The organism is Pseudoalteromonas sp. T1lg23B, assembly GCF_002964665.1.
Lineage (GTDB): Bacteria > Pseudomonadota > Gammaproteobacteria > Enterobacterales > Alteromonadaceae > Pseudoalteromonas.
The window spans coordinates 302,959-325,537 of sequence record NZ_PQBZ01000002.1; the positions used below are offsets into that span (position 1 = coordinate 302,959).

General features: G+C 43.1%; 17 protein-coding genes and 1 pseudogene. 12 read left to right on the top strand and 6 right to left on the bottom strand.

The genetic code is table 11. The annotated features are described in order from the left end of the window. Positions 1–22: 22 nt before the first annotated feature. Complete coding sequence (locus C2M32_RS01715; RefSeq protein WP_105166800.1) at positions 23–2,014, bottom strand: winged helix-turn-helix domain-containing protein; 1,992 nt, start codon at positions 2,012–2,014, stop codon at positions 23–25. 125 nt (positions 2,015–2,139) lie between these two features. Here C2M32_RS01715 and C2M32_RS01720 point away from each other — a divergent pair, with 125 nt between their 5' ends. Both C2M32_RS01720 and C2M32_RS01725 read left to right on the top strand, forming a co-directional pair. Further along, the gene (locus C2M32_RS01720) at positions 2,140–3,957 is read left to right on the top strand and encodes an alpha/beta hydrolase (protein ID WP_105166801.1); all 1,818 of its coding nucleotides are present in this window, start codon (positions 2,140–2,142) and stop codon (positions 3,955–3,957) included. A gap of 498 nt (positions 3,958–4,455) precedes the next feature. Next, positions 4,456–5,799, top strand: a complete 1,344-nt coding sequence (locus C2M32_RS01725; protein WP_105166802.1) for an immunoglobulin-like domain-containing protein — start codon at positions 4,456–4,458, stop codon at positions 5,797–5,799. A 35-nt stretch (positions 5,800–5,834) separates the two neighbouring features. On the opposite strand, the gene C2M32_RS01730 is transcribed toward C2M32_RS01725, so the two are convergent. The 3 genes from C2M32_RS01730 to C2M32_RS01740 all read right to left on the bottom strand — a co-directional run bounded on the left by C2M32_RS01730 (position 5,835) and on the right by C2M32_RS01740 (position 8,306). Beyond that, the gene (locus C2M32_RS01730; RefSeq protein ID WP_105166803.1) at positions 5,835–6,533 is read right to left on the bottom strand and encodes a transglutaminase-like domain-containing protein; all 699 of its coding nucleotides are present in this window, start codon (positions 6,531–6,533) and stop codon (positions 5,835–5,837) included. Positions 6,534–6,599: 66 nt separating this feature from the next. Beyond that, positions 6,600–7,319, bottom strand: coding sequence for a helix-turn-helix domain-containing protein (locus tag C2M32_RS01735; RefSeq protein ID WP_105166804.1), 720 nt, complete (start codon positions 7,317–7,319; stop codon positions 6,600–6,602). Between the two features lie 66 nt (positions 7,320–7,385). After that, positions 7,386–8,306, bottom strand: coding sequence for a manganese-dependent inorganic pyrophosphatase (locus C2M32_RS01740; protein ID WP_105166805.1), 921 nt, complete (start codon positions 8,304–8,306; stop codon positions 7,386–7,388). Between the two features lie 245 nt (positions 8,307–8,551). Between C2M32_RS01740 and C2M32_RS01745 the strand changes: the two genes are divergently transcribed. The 7 genes and pseudogenes from C2M32_RS01745 to mutM all read left to right on the top strand — a co-directional run bounded on the left by C2M32_RS01745 (position 8,552) and on the right by mutM (position 15,507). After that, complete coding sequence (locus C2M32_RS01745) at positions 8,552–10,189, top strand: efflux RND transporter permease subunit (RefSeq protein ID WP_158678075.1); 1,638 nt, start codon at positions 8,552–8,554, stop codon at positions 10,187–10,189. Next, a complete protein-coding gene (locus C2M32_RS01750) occupies positions 10,182–11,201 on the top strand; it encodes an efflux RND transporter periplasmic adaptor subunit (protein WP_105166807.1) in 1,020 nt (339 codons plus the stop codon). Before C2M32_RS01745 ends, C2M32_RS01750 begins: the two co-directional genes overlap by 8 nt. A gap of 20 nt (positions 11,202–11,221) precedes the next feature. Further along, positions 11,222–12,121, top strand: coding sequence for a PhzF family phenazine biosynthesis protein (locus C2M32_RS01755; protein ID WP_158678076.1), 900 nt, complete (start codon positions 11,222–11,224; stop codon positions 12,119–12,121). Then, positions 12,118–12,828, top strand: a complete 711-nt coding sequence (locus C2M32_RS01760) for an alpha/beta fold hydrolase (RefSeq protein WP_105166809.1) — start codon at positions 12,118–12,120, stop codon at positions 12,826–12,828. Before C2M32_RS01755 ends, C2M32_RS01760 begins: the two co-directional genes overlap by 4 nt. A gap of 53 nt (positions 12,829–12,881) precedes the next feature. After that, a pseudogene (locus C2M32_RS01765) lies at positions 12,882–14,075 on the top strand (MFS transporter); the annotation flags it as partial. Between the two features lie 123 nt (positions 14,076–14,198). Continuing rightward, the gene (locus C2M32_RS01770) at positions 14,199–14,678 is read left to right on the top strand and encodes a hypothetical protein (RefSeq protein WP_105166811.1); all 480 of its coding nucleotides are present in this window, start codon (positions 14,199–14,201) and stop codon (positions 14,676–14,678) included. Positions 14,679–14,697: 19 nt separating this feature from the next. After that, on the top strand, positions 14,698–15,507 hold the full coding sequence (gene mutM, locus C2M32_RS01775) for a bifunctional DNA-formamidopyrimidine glycosylase/DNA-(apurinic or apyrimidinic site) lyase (protein WP_105166812.1): 810 nt from the start codon (positions 14,698–14,700) through the stop codon (positions 15,505–15,507). A 4-nt stretch (positions 15,508–15,511) separates the two neighbouring features. Here mutM and C2M32_RS01780 read toward each other — a convergent pair whose 3' ends face one another. Next, positions 15,512–16,657, bottom strand: coding sequence for a M20 family metallopeptidase (locus tag C2M32_RS01780; protein ID WP_105166813.1), 1,146 nt, complete (start codon positions 16,655–16,657; stop codon positions 15,512–15,514). Positions 16,658–16,833: 176 nt separating this feature from the next. Here C2M32_RS01780 and C2M32_RS01785 point away from each other — a divergent pair, with 176 nt between their 5' ends. From C2M32_RS01785 to C2M32_RS01795, 3 genes are all read left to right on the top strand, one after another. Continuing rightward, the gene (locus C2M32_RS01785; RefSeq protein ID WP_105166814.1) at positions 16,834–17,769 is read left to right on the top strand and encodes an ATP-grasp domain-containing protein; all 936 of its coding nucleotides are present in this window, start codon (positions 16,834–16,836) and stop codon (positions 17,767–17,769) included. A 4-nt stretch (positions 17,770–17,773) separates the two neighbouring features. After that, complete coding sequence (locus C2M32_RS01790; RefSeq protein WP_105166815.1) at positions 17,774–19,153, top strand: ATP-grasp domain-containing protein; 1,380 nt, start codon at positions 17,774–17,776, stop codon at positions 19,151–19,153. A gap of 93 nt (positions 19,154–19,246) precedes the next feature. After that, complete coding sequence (locus tag C2M32_RS01795; RefSeq protein ID WP_105166816.1) at positions 19,247–21,838, top strand: M14 family zinc carboxypeptidase; 2,592 nt, start codon at positions 19,247–19,249, stop codon at positions 21,836–21,838. A gap of 250 nt (positions 21,839–22,088) precedes the next feature. Here C2M32_RS01795 and C2M32_RS01800 read toward each other — a convergent pair whose 3' ends face one another. Further along, positions 22,089–22,568, bottom strand: coding sequence for a DUF3299 domain-containing protein (locus tag C2M32_RS01800; protein WP_105166817.1), 480 nt, complete (start codon positions 22,566–22,568; stop codon positions 22,089–22,091). Positions 22,569–22,579: the final 11 nt, after the last annotated feature.

Below are 22,579 nucleotides of genomic sequence, written 5' to 3' on the forward strand. Positions count from 1 at the left end.
CGTGGAGCACTTTTCAGTGATCCTATTCAAAAGTGAGCATCTGAATATCACCTTGCATGGGCTGTAGTTGAGCGAAGATGATTTGTTGTTCGTCAGCTTGCACGTGATATTGGTGAAGAAAACCCTCAGGCTCCGTCATAATGTGCTTTTGCGTTTGGGTGTGCAGATTGTATTGCCAAATACCTGAGCCTTTACGATAGAAATAAACATGCTTGTTTAATATTTGCCAGTTGAGCCAATTGATATTGCTAAAGTCACTGAGCACTAACTGTTCTTCACCCGCGGCTAATTTCCATAACCCTGCTTGATCGCGTTTGCTGAAATACAGCGTTTCGTCATAGAAATAACCGCTATAGCCGCCTTTTTTGGTGACTTGTCGGTGTGTTTGCTGCTTTTTATCATACAACCACAGTTGCCACTGTCCGCTTTTATTACTGCTGTACAACACCGTATTGGTACTATGTGCATAGCTAGGCGCATAGGCCTGATGACTTGTGGTAAATAATGTGTGTAACTGTGCATTGCTAATATCATACTCGTAAACTGCACCGAGCTTTTCAAAGATAAGTTTGTTTTCAGTTGGTGCAATATCATAACGGGTAAAGCCAAATTCAAATGGCATATCTAGTTTTGATAGTTGTTCATTTTGGTATTGCCAAAGAGTATGTTGGTCGTCCATGTCTGAAATGAAAAATACATCTTCACTTTTACTTCTAGGGAGCCGGTTTAGGGCGGCGTTACTAAACAGAGTCTTCGTGTTTGAATCTTTAAGGTTATACGCCTGTATTTTCGAACTGGCATGGTATTGACTGATCAAGACCACTTGCTGATTAGGCTCTCGCTTTGTAACTGCAATGGATTCTATAGGGTAGCTTAGTTGTTTGATATGTTGTTTGGCACCTGTGTCAGCGGCCAAACGATAGAGTGCCTTATGGTTTGCAATGAACAGCGTATCTTGTTCTGTACTCCATGCGATTGCGTTAAGTGTGTGATCTATGGTGTGCACGGCCAGTGTCTTGAGGCTGTTGCTATCCACAATATGTATTTCACTGAGACTGGATTCAATATAACGTACGAACGCAAGCAAAGGTTTACTTGGATGTGCAGCGAGTAAGAAATCTCCTTTCATGTGCGCATGTTGCAAAGGTAAGGTAAGCTGTTGCATTGCACTTGTTGCAATCATGAGTTTGTAAATCACATAAGGTGAGGCATTGTTATCACGAGCGCGGATAAATAGTGCTTGCTCATCATTTTGCCAACTTAATTTAATATTTTGTAAGGCACTGCAATCATAAATGACGTGCGGCTTTGCAGTGGCAATATGGTAGCGTTTGATTTGGCAACGCAGTGGGTCTTGCTCAATCCAAACGATATCGTCACCCGAGGGACTGAGGCTTGCAAAAACAGTTGAATCGGGGTCCGTGGAGATAGGTTGAGTGTGCCCATCATCTAAAGACTTTAAAATAAGCCGCGGTGGTGATTGGGAAGAGGTGCTAGAAAAAAATAGCAGCTCTGCACTGCGGCTCGCGCTGATCATTGTTTCTATGCCATCCAGTGCGGTGACACGCTCAATATTAACAAGCGATGCGGATGTGTTTGGCCGGGGCATTAGAAATACAAACAATAACACTGCCAAGGTTAACAATAGTAGTGCCGCTAAATAGACTTTGGATGTTAAATACCTTCTGTTGGGTTTGTGCTCATATACTTGTACCGCACAATTCAGTACATAACCAAACTTAGGTTTGGTGATGATTATATCTGCCGCCTCTGGCTTTAACTGTACAAAGTGATGACGCAACTTTGAAATGGCTTTATTGACGGCGCCATCGGAAACAACGCTGCCATGCCAGACAAGTTCAATCAACCGATCACGTGATAATACCTGCTCTGGATGCGTAACAAACACCATTAACAACGCATATGACTTGGCCTCTAACTGAATGACTTGGGTATGGTCGGTTAAGGTACGTTGTTCAGCGTCGAATATTATTCCATTAATCAGATATTTCATTTTTCAACTTGTTGATTATTATGCTTATTTTAAAGGTAATGAAAAGGTAATGATAAATTCGATGATTAGTTAAGCACCAATGTATCAGGCAACCTAGGGTAACGGCAAAACATAAGGAGAACAATATGCTTAAACGATTACTTTGGTTGCTGTGTGTGACCTTACTGAGTGCCTGTGGCAGCAATGACAACTCACAGCGCGCAGATGATCAAGATAAAGAAACCCCAACTCTGACTGTCGATACAACTAAGGAGATTTCACATAACGGCAGGGTGTATAGACTCGCCTTTCCTGACAGTGGCTTTGATGAACACAAGGCCTACAAGTTATTACTTGCTTTTCACGGCTCAGGGCAAAGTGCCAAAGGGATGCAAGAAATGGTAAAACTAGAATCTTTTAGTGATGACTATCTGGTTGTTTATCCAAAGTCAAAAGAAGTGGAATGGGATGATGGGTGTGGCTGTAATATTGCCCACCGGTTAAATGCCCAAGATGTTGGCTTTGTGGTTGATATTATTCAGAAAATGCACGCCGAGTATAATCTTCTAGAAGGTGAGAATTACGCCGTTGGATTTTCTCAAGGAGGGCTCTTCAGTCAGAACATGATGTGCAAGCACAGTGAGCTGTTCAAAGGGGTTGCCAGTGTAGCTTCGCCAATGTCAGTACAGCTGGCTCAGGTTTGTACCATCTCATCACCAACGCATTACATGATGGTACAAGGAGATAAAGATGCTGTGTTGCCCTATAGTGGACTTGAGCACAGCAACTTCGGTTTGATTTCTGCGCCAAGCGCTATTGAGTTAATTGCTCGTCAAAATCAAATTGAGTCTCCCTATGACATTGAAGCGTTGGCAGATAATGTATTACTTAGAACTTATCGTAATGAGCAGTCGGTTGTGAATCAACTGGTCACCATCAAAGGTGGTTACCATACTTGGTCTTTCAACGATTTTAATACCAGTGAACAAATACTGGCGTTCTTCGATCAAAGCAGTGATATTAAACTACCTACCCATTCAGCTTTGTATCGACTCGAGAGCGGAGATTATCATGTGAGAAGTATGGGAGAAGCAAACGGCAAAAGTGATATTATTTTACTCTCAGGTGCCAATAAGTTTTTTCACAGCGACTCAGCATGGACCACCCTTATTCATCCTATGCTGGCTGAGCATGGCAAAGTCCATGTCATTGACCGTCTAGGCAGTGCGTGGAGTAGCGATACCCAAGAGCCTTCGTTTTCATTATTTGCTGCGGATTTACCCAAGCTACTAGAAGCACTTAAGGTTGAATCGGCAATATTCGTGGCATTTGCCAACGGCAACCTTGCCACTTTAATCTATCAGCATGCGCCCAGTGAGAAAGTAAAAACTCAAGGCATGATCTGGGTTGACCCTGATATTTTGCTGCCACATTCAATTAATCAATATCAATCTGGACCCGTTGCTTCTCTAAGAGAATATAAAGAGCAATACATTGAGTATGTGTCAGAAGGTCCGTGGACTGAATCTTCTATAGCGCGTGTCGCACAGGAAAGAGAAGAGATTGGGCTGCTCATTTCACAAAAGAATATGCCGCACATGGACTGGGATTATTATGACGCTGTAACGGCGCAACGCAGCCAAATTAATAAGCAAGTCACGCGCATCAAGGAAATGATGAACTACCATGATGACCTTGAAGCGGCGCGCTACCTTGCTGAGAGCATTAATATTCCCATCACTATTATAGATAGCGACTTCGAACGATTGGATATTGCCAATGCTGAGGAATCAGAAAAAGCAGGACTGATCCAGTGGCAAAACGAAGGCACCCAATGGAGCAAAGACATCGCACATCGTACCCAAGGCCATTACTTTGCGTTAGAAAACGCCAGCCATCAAGTACTGTTTGAACATCCTGAAACGGTGATAGAAGCGCTTATCAAAGTACTTGAACAACACTAGCGTTATTTCGGTGTTTCACTAAGGTATTTCCTACAAGTGACTGTTCCCCAGTCCAAAGCCGCTTAACGCGGCTTTTTTGATATTGATGACTGAAGCGTGCTTTTAAGTCCTTCTTTAAGAACGTTCCAGCGTCCATTGGAGGAATGCTTTATTTAAAGCTCACTGAATAAAGCTGCGAACAGGTTGCCTGATACAATTGCCGAATGCTTGTTTATCTCCAAGTGTATAAAGCTAAAAGTTATTTATTATCGTCGGTGTCAAAAATTAACCGACCATATCAATATGTCTACTATGCGTAATTGGTTTATATCAAAAGTAGTTTAGATTATTAAGCGCGGAAAATGGGTGGCTGACAAACATGGATGTCGAATAAGGCTGACTCATACTATGTGAACGCCTGTATTTATTTTGGGTATGTTGGTGTATTATTGTGCGTTGATAAGTATGAACACAGAGTTTTATCACTCTGCTCACCAATATAAATGGCCAAAGAAATAAATGAATTTAGTTAAATATCAAATAATAGGACTACTCAGCTTTGCATTATTAGCTGGATGTGGCGGTGGTTCAAGCTCAGAAGGGCAATCTAATGCGGGGACCAACTCTAACACAGGTTCGACATCGGATACGGGTGGCAGCCAGCAGGTAGATAACATTGCACCCGTTATTACCCTCAATGGCGAAGCGAATATAACGGTTATCATGCAAGAAGGTTATCAAGAGCTCGGTGCCGTCGCAGTCGATGGTGTGGATGGTGTGCTACCCGTAACGATTTCTCATGATCTGGATATCACAAAAGAAGGTGACTACACGGTAACTTATTCAGCCACTGATAAATCTGGAAATCAAGCCTCCTTGCAGCGAATGGTAAGGGTTGTAGAGGCAAAACGTCTATCAGATGTTATCTCAGATGATGCTTTTTTGCAGTGTGCTTTGAATGCGGGCTACACATATGCGTTTGAAGTGGATGAGCTATCGTGTGCAAATAAAGGGATCACTTCAGTACAGGGTATAGAGTACTTAGTCGCAATAAAAAAGCTTGTGCTACTTAATAACCTTTTGACGGAAATCGATGTTAGCAAAAATACTCAACTTCAGCAGTTGGATGTTGCAATCAACCAGCTATCTAACCTTGATGTGAGTAATAATGTAAGTCTTGTAGAATTGAACGCCTTCCACAACAAGCTAGATAGTATTGATGTGACCAATAATATTAGCCTTACATCATTGAGCGTTGATTCAAATAACTTGATCAGTATTGATGTAAGCAATAATTTTCACCTTAGACAGTTACATCTAGGGTTAAATCAACTTCAAAATGTGGATTTGAGTCAAAATACAGTGCTGGAAGATTTATCCATTCAACTTAATCAGCTCACCGAGTTAGATTTGAGCAACAATGAGAAGCTCAAGTCGCTGTGGGCATTTGATAATAATATATCCCATATAGACCTATCTAAACACTCAAAACTGGAACAATTACGTATAGAGGATAATAAGCTTACAGATATCGTCCTAACGAACAATGTATTGTTAGAATGGCTAGCATTGTCTGATAACCCACTGACTTTTGTAGATTTGAGTAAAAATGATCAGCTAAGGTCAATTTCTATTGCTGGGGCTAATCTAAGCTACTTGGATACCCGTTCCAACACGCAATTGACGTGGCTAGATTTAACGGCAAATTCTTTAACAGCAATAGATGTACGTCAAAACTTGGTACTGGAAACATTACGTTTAGAAGGTAACCAGCTGTTGGAAATTGATTTAACGATGAATAACAAACTAACGGAAGTTCTGCTTGATAAAGGCGTTACGTGCAGTGGACAGGCTTGCCCTTAGTTGAATAAAAAGCCGCTTAATGCGGCTTTATTCGTTCATAAGCTGGCTCTAATTTTTTTAATTCTTCGGTTAATAATATGACGCAGCCAATGTTGATATAACCATTTTTTTATGCCGGTTAAGTTACTGAATCTGTGATAAAACGAGTCGGGAACTGTGAATAATCCAAGAGATTTAATGATACTCTCTCGTTGGATGTAAGTATGGTTGCCAACAAATTCATTATCCGGTTTTTGTAGACAAGGAGTCGCTATACCATAGCCTTTGAACGGGCCCGTATGATTTATAAAGCGTTGTTGAATAGCTTTTAAATAGGCGCTGTCTATGATGTATCCTTCCAGTTCTAGCCAATGATCATTGATATAGACTTCAACCCAGCTATGAATGATGGTTTTGGGGGCGAGTAATAATATCCAATTGGGCATCACGCCTTGCTTTAAGTCATTGCTAATCACAAAACCTTGCAAGCGACAGGGAATACCGACGGCACGCAGTAGCGCCATTAATAGGGTGCCTTTAGTATTACATTGACCATAACCTTGCTGTAATACTTCACTGGCCGACAAACTATCGCGAGCACTGTAGCCAAACCGTATCTCATCTTTAACAAAATCATATATGGCCTTTAGCGCAACGGGTTTGTCTAGCGAGTACCAGCCTCTAGATACAATAAGTGCTTGAATGTCGGGATGATTAAAGTCCAGTAAAGGGGTGTGTGTTAAGAGTTCTTGCATGTTTATACTCCTCGGTCTTTTTGAGCAGTATGTCAGTCTGTATGGGTAAAAAATTGAATAAACTGGCTATGGAACTGGTTTTTCAACACAGGCCAAGGCACGTCGCAAAGTGATGCCAAATTGCTTTTTAAAAGTGCGACTAAGATGGGCGCTGTCGGCAAAGCCTGCAATATAAGCGGCGTGCGTTGCACTGTCGCCGCTACTGAGTGATTGAATTGCACACATGAGTCGTCGCCACAGTAAATAAGGTCGCCATGGTAGTTGCATATTGTCTTTAAAGAGGTGCAAAAAGCGAGACTCAGATAATGCGAGTGACTGCGCTACATCTTTTGCAAGCCAATGTTCAGGTTTTAAGCAGTCTTGACTAAAGCACAGGTTGAGCCGACTTAGCAATGTGGTAATGCGTGGGTCCAAATGTGTTGCTGTGCTAGCCGTATAAGTGAGGTTGACGCGTGCCAGTAAGTCGATGAGATTGTCTGAATTATTGTCGTGCGCTTCAAGGGGCCAAGTCATTAAGTCATTACCAGCGAGTAACTCCCTCGCCTGTGATCCCAGTTGGCTGCTTGGCTCAATGAGGATCACCCAACCTTGTTGTAGGGTCAGCTGATGAGGAATATCCGCTTCAAGGAGACTCAGCATGTTATTTACGGGGGGTTGGTTTGCAACGACTAACGTACTTTGTTGATCGGGCAAAGTGAGTTGCATTAACGCATGATGGTGCATCTCAGTGTCGAGTACCTGAGTGCGAATAGCGAAGATCCCTGGCTCAAGAAATAATGTTTTCATTGATTGACGATAACAAAAAACCGAAGCAAGCGCTTCGGTTTTTTTAAAGGGTTCTTACTTAAGTGATTAAGCAAATGCATCTTGTAGTGGTGGTACAACTTGTTTTTTGCGGCTCAATACACCGTCAAGCCAAACGCGGCTTTGTTCAGGCTTCACACCGTAGGCTGCTTCAATCACACCTTCGTCGTCTGATGCGATCAGCATTTGTGAGCCTTCTTTCATAATGTCAGTGAGCAGTAGTAATACTGAGTGACGGCCACCTTCTTCTTTCAACTTAGCGATATCAGCTTCTAAGTCTGCTTTGATATCATCAAATACAGATAAATCAATTACTTCTAGCTGGCCAATACCTACAAGCTTACCGTTCATGTTGAAATCTTTAAAATCACGCATCACAAGGTCGCGTGCTGGCGTGCCTTCAACTGCTGATTTTACTTTGAACATGTCCATGCCCAGTTCTTTGAAATCTTCAACACCTGCTATCTCAGCCAGCGCTTCAACACACTTGATGTCAGCTGTGGTGCACGTTGGTGATTTGAAGATAACTGTATCACTTAAGATTGCACACATCATGATGCCTGCAATATCTTTAGGAATTTCTACGCCATAGAAGTCATACATCATTTTAATGATGGTGTTGCTACAGCCTACTGGGCGGATCCAACACTCAAGTGGCGTAGAGGTTGTTAAGTCACCTAACTTATGGTGATCAACCACGCCTACAACGGTGGCCTGATCAATATCATCAGGTGCTTGTGTTTTTTCTGTGTGGTCAACGATGTACACGTTTTCACCCGCGTAGCTCATTTTAAGTTCAGGCGCTTCAAACCCAAAACGGTCAAGAATAAACTGGGTTTCAGGTGATACTTCGCCCAAACGTGTTGGGATAGCTGCTTCACCAATTTTGTTTTTTAAATATGCCAGTGCAATTGCACCACAAATAGAATCTGAATCTGGGATTTTATGACCCACTACGTACATTGTCATTAGACGGTGCTCCTTAAATTTTGGCTGTCATTTTAGCAAAGAATATGAGCAATTAAACAGCTAAAAAGTCGCATACTTGATGGCCTGCTATAAATAACAGGTTTTATGTTATAAAAATGTATAAATTGCGCTTGTTTTAATGTGAATATTAGAATTATCTGCGGGTGATTAATTCACTGTCATATGTTTGTAATAAATTATTCCGCGATGTTTTTTATAAAAATTCCTCATTTTGACTTATTTCTGTGTCATTAATACTCTTGCTATGTCGCACCGTGGCAAAACCTAGTCAGGATATGGTTGATGCTCAACAGCAAGCGCAGTCGCTACACTGGTTGAAAAAAATAACACACAGTCGCAAGCAACAGCTCAGTTGGATCATGATACTACTGGCAAGCCCGATTATTGTTGTATTGACAATGTTGCCGCCATTGGATTATTTACCACCACTCAAAAAAGATTCTATAGATTCATTCATCCGCTTTCCTGCCAGTGCGCATTTAGATTTGATTGAACAGGAAATCGTGATGCCAATGGCGAACAGGCTCGAACCGTATCTTAGTGGCAACGCAGAGCCCAAAGTTAAAAACTATTACATAGCCGTGTCCCCAGGCATTATGTCAATGGGGACGCGAGCGCAGGATCAAACGCAAATAAATGAACTTAAAGCTTTGATAAGCAACGAAGTAATGAAAGGTTTCCCCGATACGAAAGCGTTTACCACACAAGGCTCAATTACAGGGAAGTTTGGTGGCAATAGAAGTTTCACGTTTCATATTCAAAGTGAACACATCGAACACTCTGCGGCGGGCATTAGTAAAGTAAAAGCTATGCTTGAAGAGGCGATGCCTGGCGCGGTTATTCGTACTTCTCCTTCCCTAAGTGCATTTAAGCCTGAATTAACTATTCAGGTTAATAATGAAAGGCTTAGCGAGCTAGGCTGGCAGTATGCGGAATTTCAAAGCGTGGTACAGATGTTGGGAGATGGCTACTACATTGGTGAGCATTTTGACGGCCAAACGCGTATCAATAAAATCCTCAAAACCAGTGGCACGGATAGTCCTAGCAAATTGGCGCAAACTCCGTTGCTTGGTTATGGTGGTACACAGCATTACTTCTCGGATATTGCACAGATAGAAGAATCCAGCTCGTTGCTTAAATTACAGCGTGTTGACCGTCGGCGCGCAGTTTCTTTGACTGTGATCCCACCCGATGAACTGACCTTGGGTGAAGCGGTGACGCAAGTCGAACAATTACGTATGCGTATGTTAGCTGAATTACCTTCTGATAGTGCAATCTTGATGGGGCAAACAGCCAACAAGCTACATCAATCAGTGAATAATTTATTACTGCTAATGTTACTGGCGATTGTGCTGCTGTTTATGATTGTGGCGGTGATCTTACGCTCCATAAAGGCGAGTTTGATGGTGACATTAACTTTACCTTTGGGCGCTATTGGCGGGGTGCTGCTGCTTAACGTTCTCAACCTCTTCACTAAACAAACATTAGATCTGCTGACCATAATTGGCTTTATTATTTTAGGCGGTTTGGTGGTGAATAATGCCATTTTACTGTTATGTGCGTATCGAGATCACGTTGTGGATGAGGGGATGCAAGTCAAAGACGCAGTCTATCAAGCCATAGCACAACGAAAGCGTCCTATTTTAATCAGTACACTGACCAGTATTTTCGGCATGTTACCGTTGTTGCTTAACCCTGGTGTTGGGTCTGAAATTTACCGCGGTCTTAGTGCTGTCGTCGTTGGTGGAATGAGTTTTAGTTTGTTGTTTTCATTTATTTTAATTCCATGTTTATTGTTGTTGTTTAAACCCTATGCGGGGGCTAAACGCAGCGCATCTGCAGAGGTAGCTCAATATGCGTAAGTTATTATTTATCACAACGTTGCTGTGTGTGTCCGTGGTCAATGCTCAGCAACCAGTCAAGACCAGTACGATAGCTTCGCAAAAAATTGCACGTTCATTCCATTCCATTGCTGAGGTTGTCACTTTGCAAGAAGTTGATATTGCGATGGAAGTTGAAGGGAAATTGGAGTGGGTGGCACAAGTTGGAGCAATGGTTAAGCAGGGCCAGCCGATTGCTCGCCTTGATGGACGTCTGTATGAATTGCAATATGCCAGTCATGTTGAATATCTAGAGGAGCTGGCTTTGCAGCGTGATTTTGCCAAGCGTGAAGTGGAACGTAAAACGCGTTTGCACAAAGAAAATGGTCTGTCCGAGCAGGAGTTGGATGATGTTAAACAACGTCTTGCACTGCTTACCCAGCAAGTGAAAAAAGCTGAAGTAGACAAGCAGCTTTATCAATTAAATGTGCAACGTAGTTTAGTGTTGGCTCCTTTTGACGGTCAGGTGGTGACTCGAAAAAAAGTGAAAGGTGCCTTTGTCGAAGCAGGCGAGGCATTGCTGACTTTTGTGGATATTTACAACAAAGAAGTCCGTGCCAAAATTCCAGTGGCTAAGTCTGCTGAACTAGTCAACGGTAACACGACCGTGACGATTGAACTTCAAACGGGGCAGGTTGAAGGGCAAGTGAAGTCGGTCGTGCAGGCAGGCGATGAACACTCTAGATTGGCAGAGGTACGGGTGACTTCACAGCACTCATTGCCAGCGATAGCGATGCCTTTAAATGTCATTTTTACGACTCACTACGAGGATATCGTGTGGCAGGTGCCAAAGGACGCGTTGCTATCAAATAAAAATCAATACTTTATCTATCAAGTTGATGAGCATGATCAGGCCAAGAAAGTACCCGTGCAAGTGCAAAGCGATACGGGGAATGATAACATTTTAGTCACCGGTGAACTGCACGCTGATAGGGAAGTAATTATTCGTGGTGCAGAGCAAGTAGTGATAGGTAAACCGGTAATCAAACTTTAGCCATTCAAAAGGAATATTTGGTGTCTTCAAGCTGTCACTCAGAGCTACAGGTTTTCCACTGTAACGTATTTTGCGCTCAACCGTATCGTGGTAATCAGGCTACGGTTGTGTGTTGCCCAGAACCACTGCATGAGTTGACCATGCAATTGCTGGCCAGAGAGTTCAATACGCCAGAAACCATGTTTATGGTGATGTCAGAAGAACAAGTGTCATTACGCTATTTTACGCCACTAAAAGAAGTCAATAGTTGTGCACACGGGACGCTTGCGGCTGCATCGGTGGCATTTACATGCGGCTACAATCAAACCCCTACTTGGGTTGAATTAACAACGAATAATGGCTTGATCCGGTGCTATCAGGAAGAGGATGAACAGGGGCCATACTACGCCTTTTTTGCGCAGCAGCCGCAATGTGAGGTACTAACCGACTGCGCTCAAGATGTGCTTGATAGCCTTAGGGTGAATTCGCAGGCAATTCGTGGCGCGTATTTAACGCACTTCGCAGGAGCAGCCTCAAGATTGTTGTTACATCTTGATGAGGCGCAATTACTCCAATTGTCGCCAGATTGGCAGAAACTACATGAGGTTCAACAACAACAAAATCTAACCGCACTGTTTGCTTTTTCATGGCAACCCAACCACAAACAACATCTCAAAGGGCGCATGTTCTCGCCGCTTATGGGCATCAATGAAGACCCCGTTAATGGTAATTCAGTGATAGCATTTAGCTGTGTATTAACACATTTATGCCAGTCCCACGGACAATCAATGCCAGAGGAAATTCATGCGCAGCAGGGGTTTAATTTTGACCGAGACGGTACGGTGCGTGTTGCACTGAGCACGCCTGAAGCGCCACACAACTCAGTGCGTTTGGCCGGTCAGGTCATTCAGTTATATCACTTTACCATGGATGTAAAATGAGCGGTTCGAGCAACTTAAAACTAACTATGGTTCCAGGCACGCAGTGTAATCACCGCCTGTGGGAGCGCTTAATACCAAGACTAAATGATCTGATACAGCCCAATCATGTGGCAATAGAAAGCTGTACCACTCGTAAGCAAATGTTGGCAGAAATTGATCAGGCACTTGCCTTCGGTGGGCATTTGCTGGGCTTTTCTATGGGCGGTTATCTGGCTTTACAATATGCGCTTGAACATCCCAACAATGTACATTCTCTGGTTTTGATAGCCAGCAGCGCACTGGGTTTAAGTGAAGGTGAGAAGCAAGCCCGTAAAGGTATGCAAGATTTTCTGCAAACACATACTTATAACGGCATGTCGAACGCACGAATGAGAGAGTTCATTAGCCCACATAGATGGCAAGATAATGCGTTGCTTAGTGTGATTAAAGATATGGATAAAACGCTAGGCGGCGCAACGTTACTCAAGCAAATTCAAGCAACTTCATCACGACAAGATTTAAGCGGTTTACTCGCAAAATTACAGTGTAAGGTATTAATAATTGGCGCGCAGCAGGATCAAAAAGTCGCGTGCGAAGATTTACAAGCAATGGCCAAGTTATTACCTGACGCAGAGCTTCTGCTGTTGGAAGACTGTGGTCATATGGTGCCTTTGGAACAACCGCAAGTACTGGCGCAAATACTCAATCAATTTTGTTTAGGTAGGTAAATAATGAACAAGAATCTGGCTTACCTGTATGGGGCGACCTTCTTCAGCGGTTTGGGTCGGGCATGTTATTGGTATTAGTAAATTGGATCATTCTAAAAACCTACGGTAGCTCTGCATTGATCGGTGGTTTAACCGCAGCTTCATACTTTGTGTGTTTTATTGCTTTGCCTCAGGTCTCTATTTGGCTAGATAAGTTTGTAAAGCGCACCCTGCTTGGCAGTATTTATGTCATCGCCGCGGCTCTTCAGTTGTTATTAGCAGCACTGCTGTTTGTTGGTGCAGAACTGCTGTATGTCATTATGGCCAGTACCATTATGTCGGTATTGGTGCGTATGAGTGATCAGATGGCACGTTTGGCCATTGCCCAATCTCTTGCCCCTGAGGGGGAAATGCGCCAAGTCAGTCGTCATTTGGAGGTGGTGCGACAAGGCATTACATTAGTATCAGGAGGGATAACGGCTTGGTTTATCAGTGAGCTGTCAATGCAGGTGATGCTTATTGCTGATGCGTTCACCTATCTCATGGGATTGTTATTGTTGTTGAAACTTAAGGTGTCGGATTCAGAGGAGAGCGGCAAGGTCGTGATTGCAAAGCAATCGAGAATCGAAGCGTTTAAAGAGAGTGTGATGTTCTTCAAGCATCATCAATACTTCTTTTTTCTCATGATATTTTCGATCGTAATTTATGTGATGATCCTAGCGCAAAATGCGCTACACCCTGCACATGTTGAGCAAGTATTGGCTGAAGGGGGGGAAACTTACGCGATTATTGGTGCCGTGTTTGGGTTAGGCGCGTTACTTGGTCCTGCGATTTCATCTGTTTTTCATAAGACTGAGGTGAGCAAAGAATTTATTATTATTTTTGGCTTTGTGATTTATATGGCGGCTAATGTGGCGATTGTATTGATCCCCACCATTTGGGCCACTTACATGAGTTTGATGTTGTTTTCCGCTAGCCACTCTTTGATTAGGGTAGAGCGGATGGCATTTATGATGGAATACACGCCAAAAGATAAAATAGGGCGGGTCAGTGGTAGCTTTGAGTTGATGGGCTTATTGTTGGTGGTCAGTGCAACGGCAGGTGTTGGTTTTATTATTGACTTCTTTAGTGTGCAAAGTGCTTGGCTTGTGATGCTAGGAATTATTTTCTCTAGTTTCTTATGCTTAGTTATCAGTATTGTTAAATTTAGCAAACAGCAACCGGTTGAAGCGGCGGTGATAAATATCGTCCAACAGGAAGAGCCATAAGCTAATGATCACGGTCAGGGGGCATAGCCTTACAGGCCAATAACCTTTATTATCTCGGGATGGTTGTAAATACTCTGACCGTATCACAAGGTATGGTTAACAATGTAGTGATCCGGAGAACACATGAGGTTAGGCACTAAAGCGTGGAATAATGTGGTGATTATTTCGATGCTGTTGATGATCTTTTTTCTTAACGGCTTGCACCACAAGCTGAACCCTCAGACAGAGCTTCAAGGTCCTCAGCGATTGCTTCCAGAACAAAGCTTTGTGCTCACATTGGCGTTTCCTGGATATAAAATTGAGCGAATTGGTACTTCTTGGCGTATTGATGGACCTTGGCAGGCGCAGCCTGAACAATTGCAGGCATTGGTTGCTCTGTGGCAAACTGCGCAATTGGATGTTGCGCAGGTGTCGTTAAATCAAGAGCAAGCACTCAGTGTTGCCCAATTTTGGCTCGCATCACAGGAGTTGCCACTCAGTTATCAGCTATACCTAGCGGATGGTCAATATTACTTGTTTGATAAACAGCAGCAGCATTGGTTGCAGTTATCTTTTGAACAAGCTAACCAGTTATTTGCACCGCTCGCCTTAAGTAGTAATTAATTTTTTTAAAGAGTAAACCATGCCAGAACTACCAGAAGTTGAAGTCAGCAAATTAGGGATTCAACCTCATATTGAACAACAAACTGTCACGCATGTTTTGATCCATAACGCGAGTCTACGTTGGCCCGTGCCAGATGAAGTACGTAGTATTGAGGGACAGGTTATACGTGCGGTACGTAGGCGAGCCAAGTATCTGTTATTGGACACCGATGTGGGCAGTGTGATTTTGCATCTTGGCATGTCTGGACATTTGCGCATCGTGCCACACAGTGAGGCACTAAAAAAGCATGACCACGTAGAAATACATTTTGGCAATGGTAAAGCGCTTAGGCTCAATGATGCTCGCCGATTTGGTGCATGTTTATGGCAGGAGCCACAACACAGTCATGCCTTGTTTGCAAAACTAGGCCCCGAACCATTAACCGATGCGTTTAATGCGCAGTGGCTATTCGAACGTTCTCGAAATAAAAAAATCCCAGTGAAACAGTTTATTATGGATAATCATGTGGTTGTGGGAGTGGGTAACATTTATGCCAATGAATCTTTGTTTAAAGCAGGCATACATCCTAAAAAAGCGGCGGGCAAAGTTTCGTTACAGCGCTATCAGGCCTTAGCACCCATTATCAAACAGACGCTGAGCGCGGCAATCACTCAGGGTGGCACCACCTTGAAAGACTTCGCTCAAAGTGATGGCAAGCCGGGTTATTTTGCGCAGCAACTATTGGTTTATGGCCGTAAAGGAAAACCCTGTGTTCAGTGTCAAAGCTTATTGCAAGAAATTCGCTTAGGACAGCGCAGCACGGTGTACTGCGCTCAGTGTCAAAAGTGATTAGCTATTGCGCTAATTCTTCGTCGATTATTTGTTGTGATGCATGCGTACTGTGGTTAAAGCACCACGTGGCTAGAATTTTGCTGACTTGCTTAATCCGTAATTCGAAACTCGATTTTAACGCCCGTTCATGACGGGTGTGATCACCATCGCCAAATGGACCAAAGCCATCGAGTGTTGGGACTCCGACAGAGGATACAATATTAGCGTCTGATACTCCGCCGCGCTGTTCAGTGAGTAAGGGAGTACCTAAAATTTGATTGATTTCATCCAACAATACTTTTTGTGCTGTACTGGGTGCCATCACGCCACGTTGCAGACCGCCTCTGATGGTGATGTCTACCCCCGTTACTTCGATAGCCAAGCAGATGTTCTCGATCCCTTCTAGTAAACGTTGTTGCTCATCAAGTGAAGAAAAGCGTGCCTCAACTACCATGCTTGAATGTGGCGAAATGGTGTTGGCACCAATCCCTCCTAGGATTTTACCCACATTGACGGTACTGCCTCGTTTTAAGTTGGTTAGGCTGGTCATCTCTAGCAGCATGTTTGCCAAAGCAAAGTTGGCGTCCACACCATCGCTATAATGGTTGCCCGCATGAGCCGCTTTACCTGTGATATCTATCTCAAATGTGGCTATGCCCTTGCGACCTGTTACCACTTCATGGTTTTCGCCTGCGGCTTCAAAAACGAGGCAAGCATCATAGTGTTTGGCCAATTCAGCAGTTAAATGTTTGCTGTCATCACTGCCGATTTCTTCATCACTGACCAGCAAAAAATCGACATTGTGCAATGGCCCAAATTGCGAACGTAACGCACGCAAGGCGTTCAATGCGACGAAATTGCCGCCCTTCATATCACATACTCCAGGACCGTATACCCATTGTTCATCTTGGGTGAAGTCCGTAAAAGTGTGCTCTGGGAACACGGTATCTAAATGGCCCAGTAAAAGCACCTTTTTACCCGCTTGTTTGGGAGTGTGAAACAATAAGTGGTCGCCTATCGTTTCACGTTGATAGCGTGTTAGAGAAAATCCTAATGGTGCTAACAGCTCGATCATTTGTTCACCGTGTTGATCCACGCCCTTTTTATTCTTGCTGTGTGAGTTGCATGTAATGAGACTTGCTAGTTCGTCGAAATTTAATGTTGTCATCACGGCTTTCCTTGGTTGCATTGGCGCTCATCGTGGCCGTGCTCAGTTGCATTTCGGTGAAGCTTTTATGAACAAATTTTGTCCAGTTGATTTGGTCAAAAATGTGTCACACAGATCCTTTTACAATAGCAGGGTATGCAATTGCACCCCCCAATCAAAGGATCAAGGAGAACACAGTGACAGCACCTCATGTCGGCATTTGGATGTACGAAAATGGTGGCGGTAAAGCCATTGAACAAAGGCTCGTTCACGCACTTGCTGAGCGTGGCATTCAGTCAAGCACAGGGCTAAACCTGCGAGACGCTCGTGCGCAAGGCGGACAAATATTATGTAACGGTATTGTGATGGAACACCTAGATGTGTTTTTGAGTTACAACGCGGGTCAACAAACGCAATATCAGCTGTATTTATATCAAGCGCTTAGTCAGTCTATTCCGACACTTAACAACTTTGCCTCCTTTGCATTAGCGGAAGATAAGTTTCGTACCTCTCATTTACTAAATGGTCATGGCATTGCGACAGCCGATTACCGCTTATGTCATAAAAATGATATTGCCGGACTCAAAGCCGCAATCCGTGATTTTGGTGGCAAGTTGGTTTATAAGCCAACAGATGGTTGGGGTGGTGTCGGAATCGTGAAAATAGATGGTGAACATGCCCTTGATATGTTGTTGCCCTTTTTAAGTCGTACAGACTTGCGCTATTTCTACGTTGAGCGCTTTATTGACTACGACAATACCGACTATCGCGTTGATATTGTGGACGGTAAGTGTGTTGGTTGTTACGGACGCAAAGCACCAAAAGACGATTGGAAAACTAATATTACCAGCGGTGGCTCGGTATTTGTTCGTGAACCAAATGATGAAGTGGTTGCTTTGGCGATTAAAGCGACACAGGCATTGGGGCTGGAAATAGCCGGTGTGGACTTAATTTATGACCGAGAACATGAACGATATGTGGTGTTAGAGGTGAACACCATTCCAGCCTTTGCGACGCCAGAACAAGAGCAGTTAGGCATCAATTTTAACCAGAATAAACTTGATGCGATGGTGGAACTGATAGAACGAACAGTTCAGCAAAAGCGCGCTCTTCACTCAATCAAGGTGGCGTAAGACGATGACGACTAAAAACTCTTTACCCAAAATAGGACTTCTCTATTTAGATTATGTGCTGCGCTTTTTCGACAAATCTAACTTTAAAGGTTGGCCAGATAAAATCGAGCAAGTGACCTATCATTGGGGCAATGATAAAGCGCGTTTTATCGCTGAAGTGAAACAAAAAAAAATAGATGTGCTAATTGGTAATATTCCGGCAACAGCGTATGAAACATTTCGAGATATTGCCCGCTCATTGCCCAATGTGAGATTTTTACCCTCTCTTGATAGCCAGTTCGCCAATAAGTCTAAAGAAAACGTTACGCATTTTTGCCGTAAATATAATCTTCCAGCTCCCCATACAGAGATTTTCTATATTCCTGAAAAGGCAAAGAAATATCTTGCTAGTACGCAGTACCCTAAGATTATAAAACGCTCATATGGACCATCAAATTATGGTGGTTACTTTGTACATAAAGTCGATAACTATGAGCAAGCTCAGGCACTACTTAATGAAAAGCGCTATTACCCAGTGTATGTACAAGATTTCATTCCAATGGAAGCCGATATACGTGTGATGCTGGTGGGGCATAAGCCGGTCTGTGCATTTTGGCGTCGACCACCAGAAGGAGAGTGGCTAACCAATACCAGCCAAGGTGGCAGCATGGATTATCAGGATGTACCAAAAAGTGTGTTAGAGCTGGCGACCCGAGCTTCTAAGGCGGCTAATGCTGAATACTGGGCATGTGATATTGCGCTTGGTAAGGATGGTAAGTTACGTATTTTAGAATGTGCTACCGCATTCGCTGCGTTTCCATATATTCGTGATTGGATTGGTCAGTATTTAATGTGGTTGCTCAGTGATGGTCGTTTTATCAAGCCAAATATTCCACTTTATAACTGGGAGGAGTTAGGAAAGATTGACTCGCGCTTACTACGCACTATGCGTCATATCGGTTTTTCTCGCTATACCCCAAGCCAAGACTGCGGCGAGCTGTTTTCTCGTATGGATGATGAAAACTATCCAATTTTAGACACCAAATATAGTGCTCAGGAAGAGTGGCCTAGTGAGATATGGAATTTCCAAGACAACTTCAAGTTACAAGGTATTGTTGTGAGCGCAAAAGGATTAAATAGTATGCCTAGCAGCGATGAAACAACACAGCTCAATAGTTATCCCAGTATGCAGTTCGATGATGCACAAATTCGCGAAATCTTATCCCAAGTGAAAGGTATTGGGGAAAAGATGATTGATGAAATCATGAATACATTTGGTGCCCATGGTGTGGTTGAGGTACTTAACACAGCGCCTGAGCAATTGTGTGCAGTGAAAAATCTCAAAGATAAAAAGCTTGAAAAGATACTGACCCATTGGCAGCAAGTCGCAAAGTCGTGTCACTAGAGTCACTGTATGTATGGTTGTTTCTTAGCCATGCCATCTGTGTGGCATGGCGATTTTGAAACAATAAAATGTCGTTAGTTGTATGGAAATATTATGAAAATCCAGTACGCATCGTATCAAGATACCATTGATTTTTTACAACAAAGTATGAGTGAACATCCCCACCTGATCCGTCTACAAAGTATCGGTGAAACGTGGGAAGGACGACCTATCATGTTGGTGACTGTGTCACTGGATGTCACTTATGCGGATGATAAACCCGCTTTACTTTACACCGGTTCCATTCATGCAAGAGAATGGATTGGCAATGAATTAGCGATTAAATTTATTCAGTATGTAATTGATAACTATCGTTTTAACCCAAAATTACAAACAGCTTTGACACGCAATACCCTGTATATGGTGCCGTGCTTAAACCCTGATGGGTTTGAATATTCGCGCAATCACTTTTCATTTTGGCGTAAAAACCGTCGCAATAATGGTGATGGCACCTTTGGTGTGGATTTGAATCGTAACTTTGATGCCAAATTTATGCGCAATCAGAATACGCAATCAAATACTTATGGCGGACCTCACGCGTTTTCAGAACCAGAAACTTCGGCCATTAGAGACTTCGTAGAAAGTCATGACAATATTCGTATTGCTTTGGATTATCACTCACAAGGTAATGTGTTTTTTCCTGCTCATAAATTTAACCATGAAGTAGAAATAGAGGGCACCGATCTCAATGTATTGTGTGCCAATATGAACAATGAGATCAGAAAAGTAACAGGCCGTCAGTACGGTATCCATCGGGGGAAGCCTCCGGCTCAGCTGATCCAAGGAAGTGGTCGAGAATATTACTACCGTAAAGGGATCATCGCGACCGTGGTTGAAGTTGGTACGCGTAACATTCCAGATTATATGAAAAATATGGCGCAGAGTGTGGCGGAAAATATTCCTGCTGTTGCCTATGCGCTCAGTGAAGCAATTAATTACTCTCCTTTAGCGCCCGCCCGCGTGGCTGAATTTACCATTAAGCATGTTGGGCATGACAATGTGGAGTTGGAGTGGGAATATCAGGAGCGTGACGATATCTACTTTGAGGTGTACCGCAGTGAGCACAATAAGGCCCCGTGTACCGAAGAAAATTTGGTTGCGATTACCAAATCGTTATCATTTTTGGATTCTCAACTTAAAAGTGGTCACTTCTATTTTTATAACATTCGAGCGGTAGATAAAGTTACTAAAATAAAATCGCCATTTAGTCCTGAGTTGCGTTTAAAAACCACCTTGGCCGACAATCAATGTGGACGTACTTTGTTCCCAGCCAAAGAGCAAGTAGGGTATTTATCGCAAAACTATTTGAGTAAAAACAAAGAACACTTCGGTTACAACTCAATGTTTATTGGTGTCGATAAAAGCCGAGGCATCAGTATTGGTGTGATTGCGTTTGATTTGAGTACGATTCCCGAGGGCTCACATATTGAAACAGCACAGTTTTTTTTGTACCCGATGAACCGGGTGGCCGCTAAAATTGAAAAATATGGAGAGTGGTCAATTTCAATATTGGATGCCAGTTTAATTGATGATATTTATGATTTTGCGAAAATTTATGATGCCAAACCACTTCATACCTTAGGGCAAACCATAGAATCAGATAAAATGACTCAAGGGATATGGCTGCGTTGGGCGCTCAATGGGGTAGAGCGCACATTGTTAGAATCTTTGCTTGGTCAGCATACCTTATTACTGCGCATTCAAGGGCCACAAACTCTTCCCTTGGGGAATGATTCGCAAGTGATGCAATTTGATATTGGTTATGGTTCATTTGGTAGTGGCCTACATTATCGTCCTAATCTTGAGCTTATTTATCAGTTACCTGAGTTATCATCGACGGTTTATGCAAGTAGCTGTAATACGATATATAAAGACAAGGTGTTAGCAGACAAACTCTCATCAGGTTTTGATGCGGATGGTGAGATTGTATATGGACAATTAGCGTTTGAACTCAATGAATGTTTTGATCCGCAACGCACCGTGTTTACCGGAGCTTGTTTGACGTTGTACAGCACCAATAGTCTTACTTCGGCCAAAGATGTGCGCTTTACTGTGGAGCTGGTTGAGCTAAAAGATGTGAACTTTAAACATGTTAAGCAAAGACAAAAGATTGAGTACATTGGTTATGAGGTGAGTAATGAGCAGCTAAAAGAGCGCACGGCTCATAATTTCATCTTTGATAGCTATAGCCTAAAAGAGCTTGCTCGTTTACATAAAGCACAAACGCCACTGTATTTCATTATTCGTGCAACGGCTGAATCCCAAGCACGTAATGCGTTAGTTAATTGGCATGACTGTCGGGATACACAGCCCGCGCAGTTACATGTGGAATATATTGAGCGTCGGATAGAGGCACTGCCAGCGCCCACTCACCTGCAAACTCAAGTGGAAAATGGGGTGGTCAAGTTAACGTGGTTAAATACAGATAGCTCAGATTTAGTTGGTAGTTTTGTGGTCCGTAACCGATTTCATCCACCGCGCTCGCCATTTGATGGTGTTAAACTTTATGGTGGGCAGGATCAGTATACATTGGATAACTTTGGTAACGCTGATATTGCTAAATATTACGCAGTCTTTAGTTATGACCATGTGCCGAACTACTCTGAGCCAGCGGTGATCTATTACCCTGGGCGGGGAGAGAGTTAAATACAAGTAAGGCCGCGATTGCGGCCCTACTTAGAGATACATGGAGGATGTACTCTCTGAGTATTGCATCACTAGTACACAACACGCAAATTTGCTGGTCTGTTTAGTATGTGTTCTACACATACGGCTTAGCTTTAGTACATATTATAACCGCTTTGTACCGCAGATGTCGATATAGTACTGGTCTGTTTTGTAGGTGGTAGCACACTGCTTAATTGAAAATAACTTTCTTATCTTAGTGAAAGCACAATCACAGTTCAAAAGGCGCAACACCAACAGCCTGCATAGTGTAACCTGTCTGTGCGAGTTCACCTTGCCATGTTTCGACTTTGATGACTCCTGTGACCGTAATAGCATCATATAAGCTTTCGATGGGCACACCGCCCTTTATTTTCACATGCACAATTTGGTTTGGTGGTGGAGGTGGAACATGGATACAGGCGCCAAAATAGGGAACCAGTAGAAACTCACTGATCATCTGACTGTCTCCTTCTAGCGGTACCACAAAGCCAGGCAAACTGACGGATTGGCCATCCAAACTTTTTACCACGGGTGCATCTAGGTTTGGTTGAACCCAGTTTTGGTCATTGCCATCGTGACTGGCAGCGTCCTGATTATTCACTTGCACATGACCTTTAGGTATTAAGTCTTCCCAGAAAATCTCTTTAGGAGGGTTAGCATGTGCGCTGACGCTTAACATACTGATGAATAACAGGGAAATAAATCGCATATACGTACTCT

Bases quoted from the DNA above. Each gene is read 5' to 3' on its own strand.
- C2M32_RS01715 (WP_105166800.1), bottom strand. From the start codon at position 2,014: ATGAAATATCTGATTAATGGAATAATATTCGACGCTGAACAACGTACC.
- C2M32_RS01720 (WP_105166801.1), top strand. From the start codon at position 2,140: ATGCTTAAACGATTACTTTGGTTGCTGTGTGTGACCTTACTGAGTGCC.
- C2M32_RS01725 (WP_105166802.1), top strand. From the start codon at position 4,456: ATGAATTTAGTTAAATATCAAATAATAGGACTACTCAGCTTTGCATTA.
- C2M32_RS01730 (WP_105166803.1), bottom strand. From the start codon at position 6,533: ATGCAAGAACTCTTAACACACACCCCTTTACTGGACTTTAATCATCCC.
- C2M32_RS01735 (WP_105166804.1), bottom strand. From the start codon at position 7,319: ATGAAAACATTATTTCTTGAGCCAGGGATCTTCGCTATTCGCACTCAG.
- C2M32_RS01740 (WP_105166805.1), bottom strand. From the start codon at position 8,306: ATGACAATGTACGTAGTGGGTCATAAAATCCCAGATTCAGATTCTATT.
- C2M32_RS01750 (WP_105166807.1), top strand. From the start codon at position 10,182: ATGCGTAAGTTATTATTTATCACAACGTTGCTGTGTGTGTCCGTGGTC.
- C2M32_RS01760 (WP_105166809.1), top strand. From the start codon at position 12,118: ATGAGCGGTTCGAGCAACTTAAAACTAACTATGGTTCCAGGCACGCAG.
- C2M32_RS01770 (WP_105166811.1), top strand. From the start codon at position 14,199: ATGAGGTTAGGCACTAAAGCGTGGAATAATGTGGTGATTATTTCGATG.
- mutM (WP_105166812.1), top strand. From the start codon at position 14,698: ATGCCAGAACTACCAGAAGTTGAAGTCAGCAAATTAGGGATTCAACCT.
- C2M32_RS01780 (WP_105166813.1), bottom strand. From the start codon at position 16,657: ATGACAACATTAAATTTCGACGAACTAGCAAGTCTCATTACATGCAAC.
- C2M32_RS01790 (WP_105166815.1), top strand. From the start codon at position 17,774: ATGACGACTAAAAACTCTTTACCCAAAATAGGACTTCTCTATTTAGAT.
- C2M32_RS01795 (WP_105166816.1), top strand. From the start codon at position 19,247: ATGAAAATCCAGTACGCATCGTATCAAGATACCATTGATTTTTTACAA.
- C2M32_RS01800 (WP_105166817.1), bottom strand. From the start codon at position 22,568: ATGCGATTTATTTCCCTGTTATTCATCAGTATGTTAAGCGTCAGCGCA.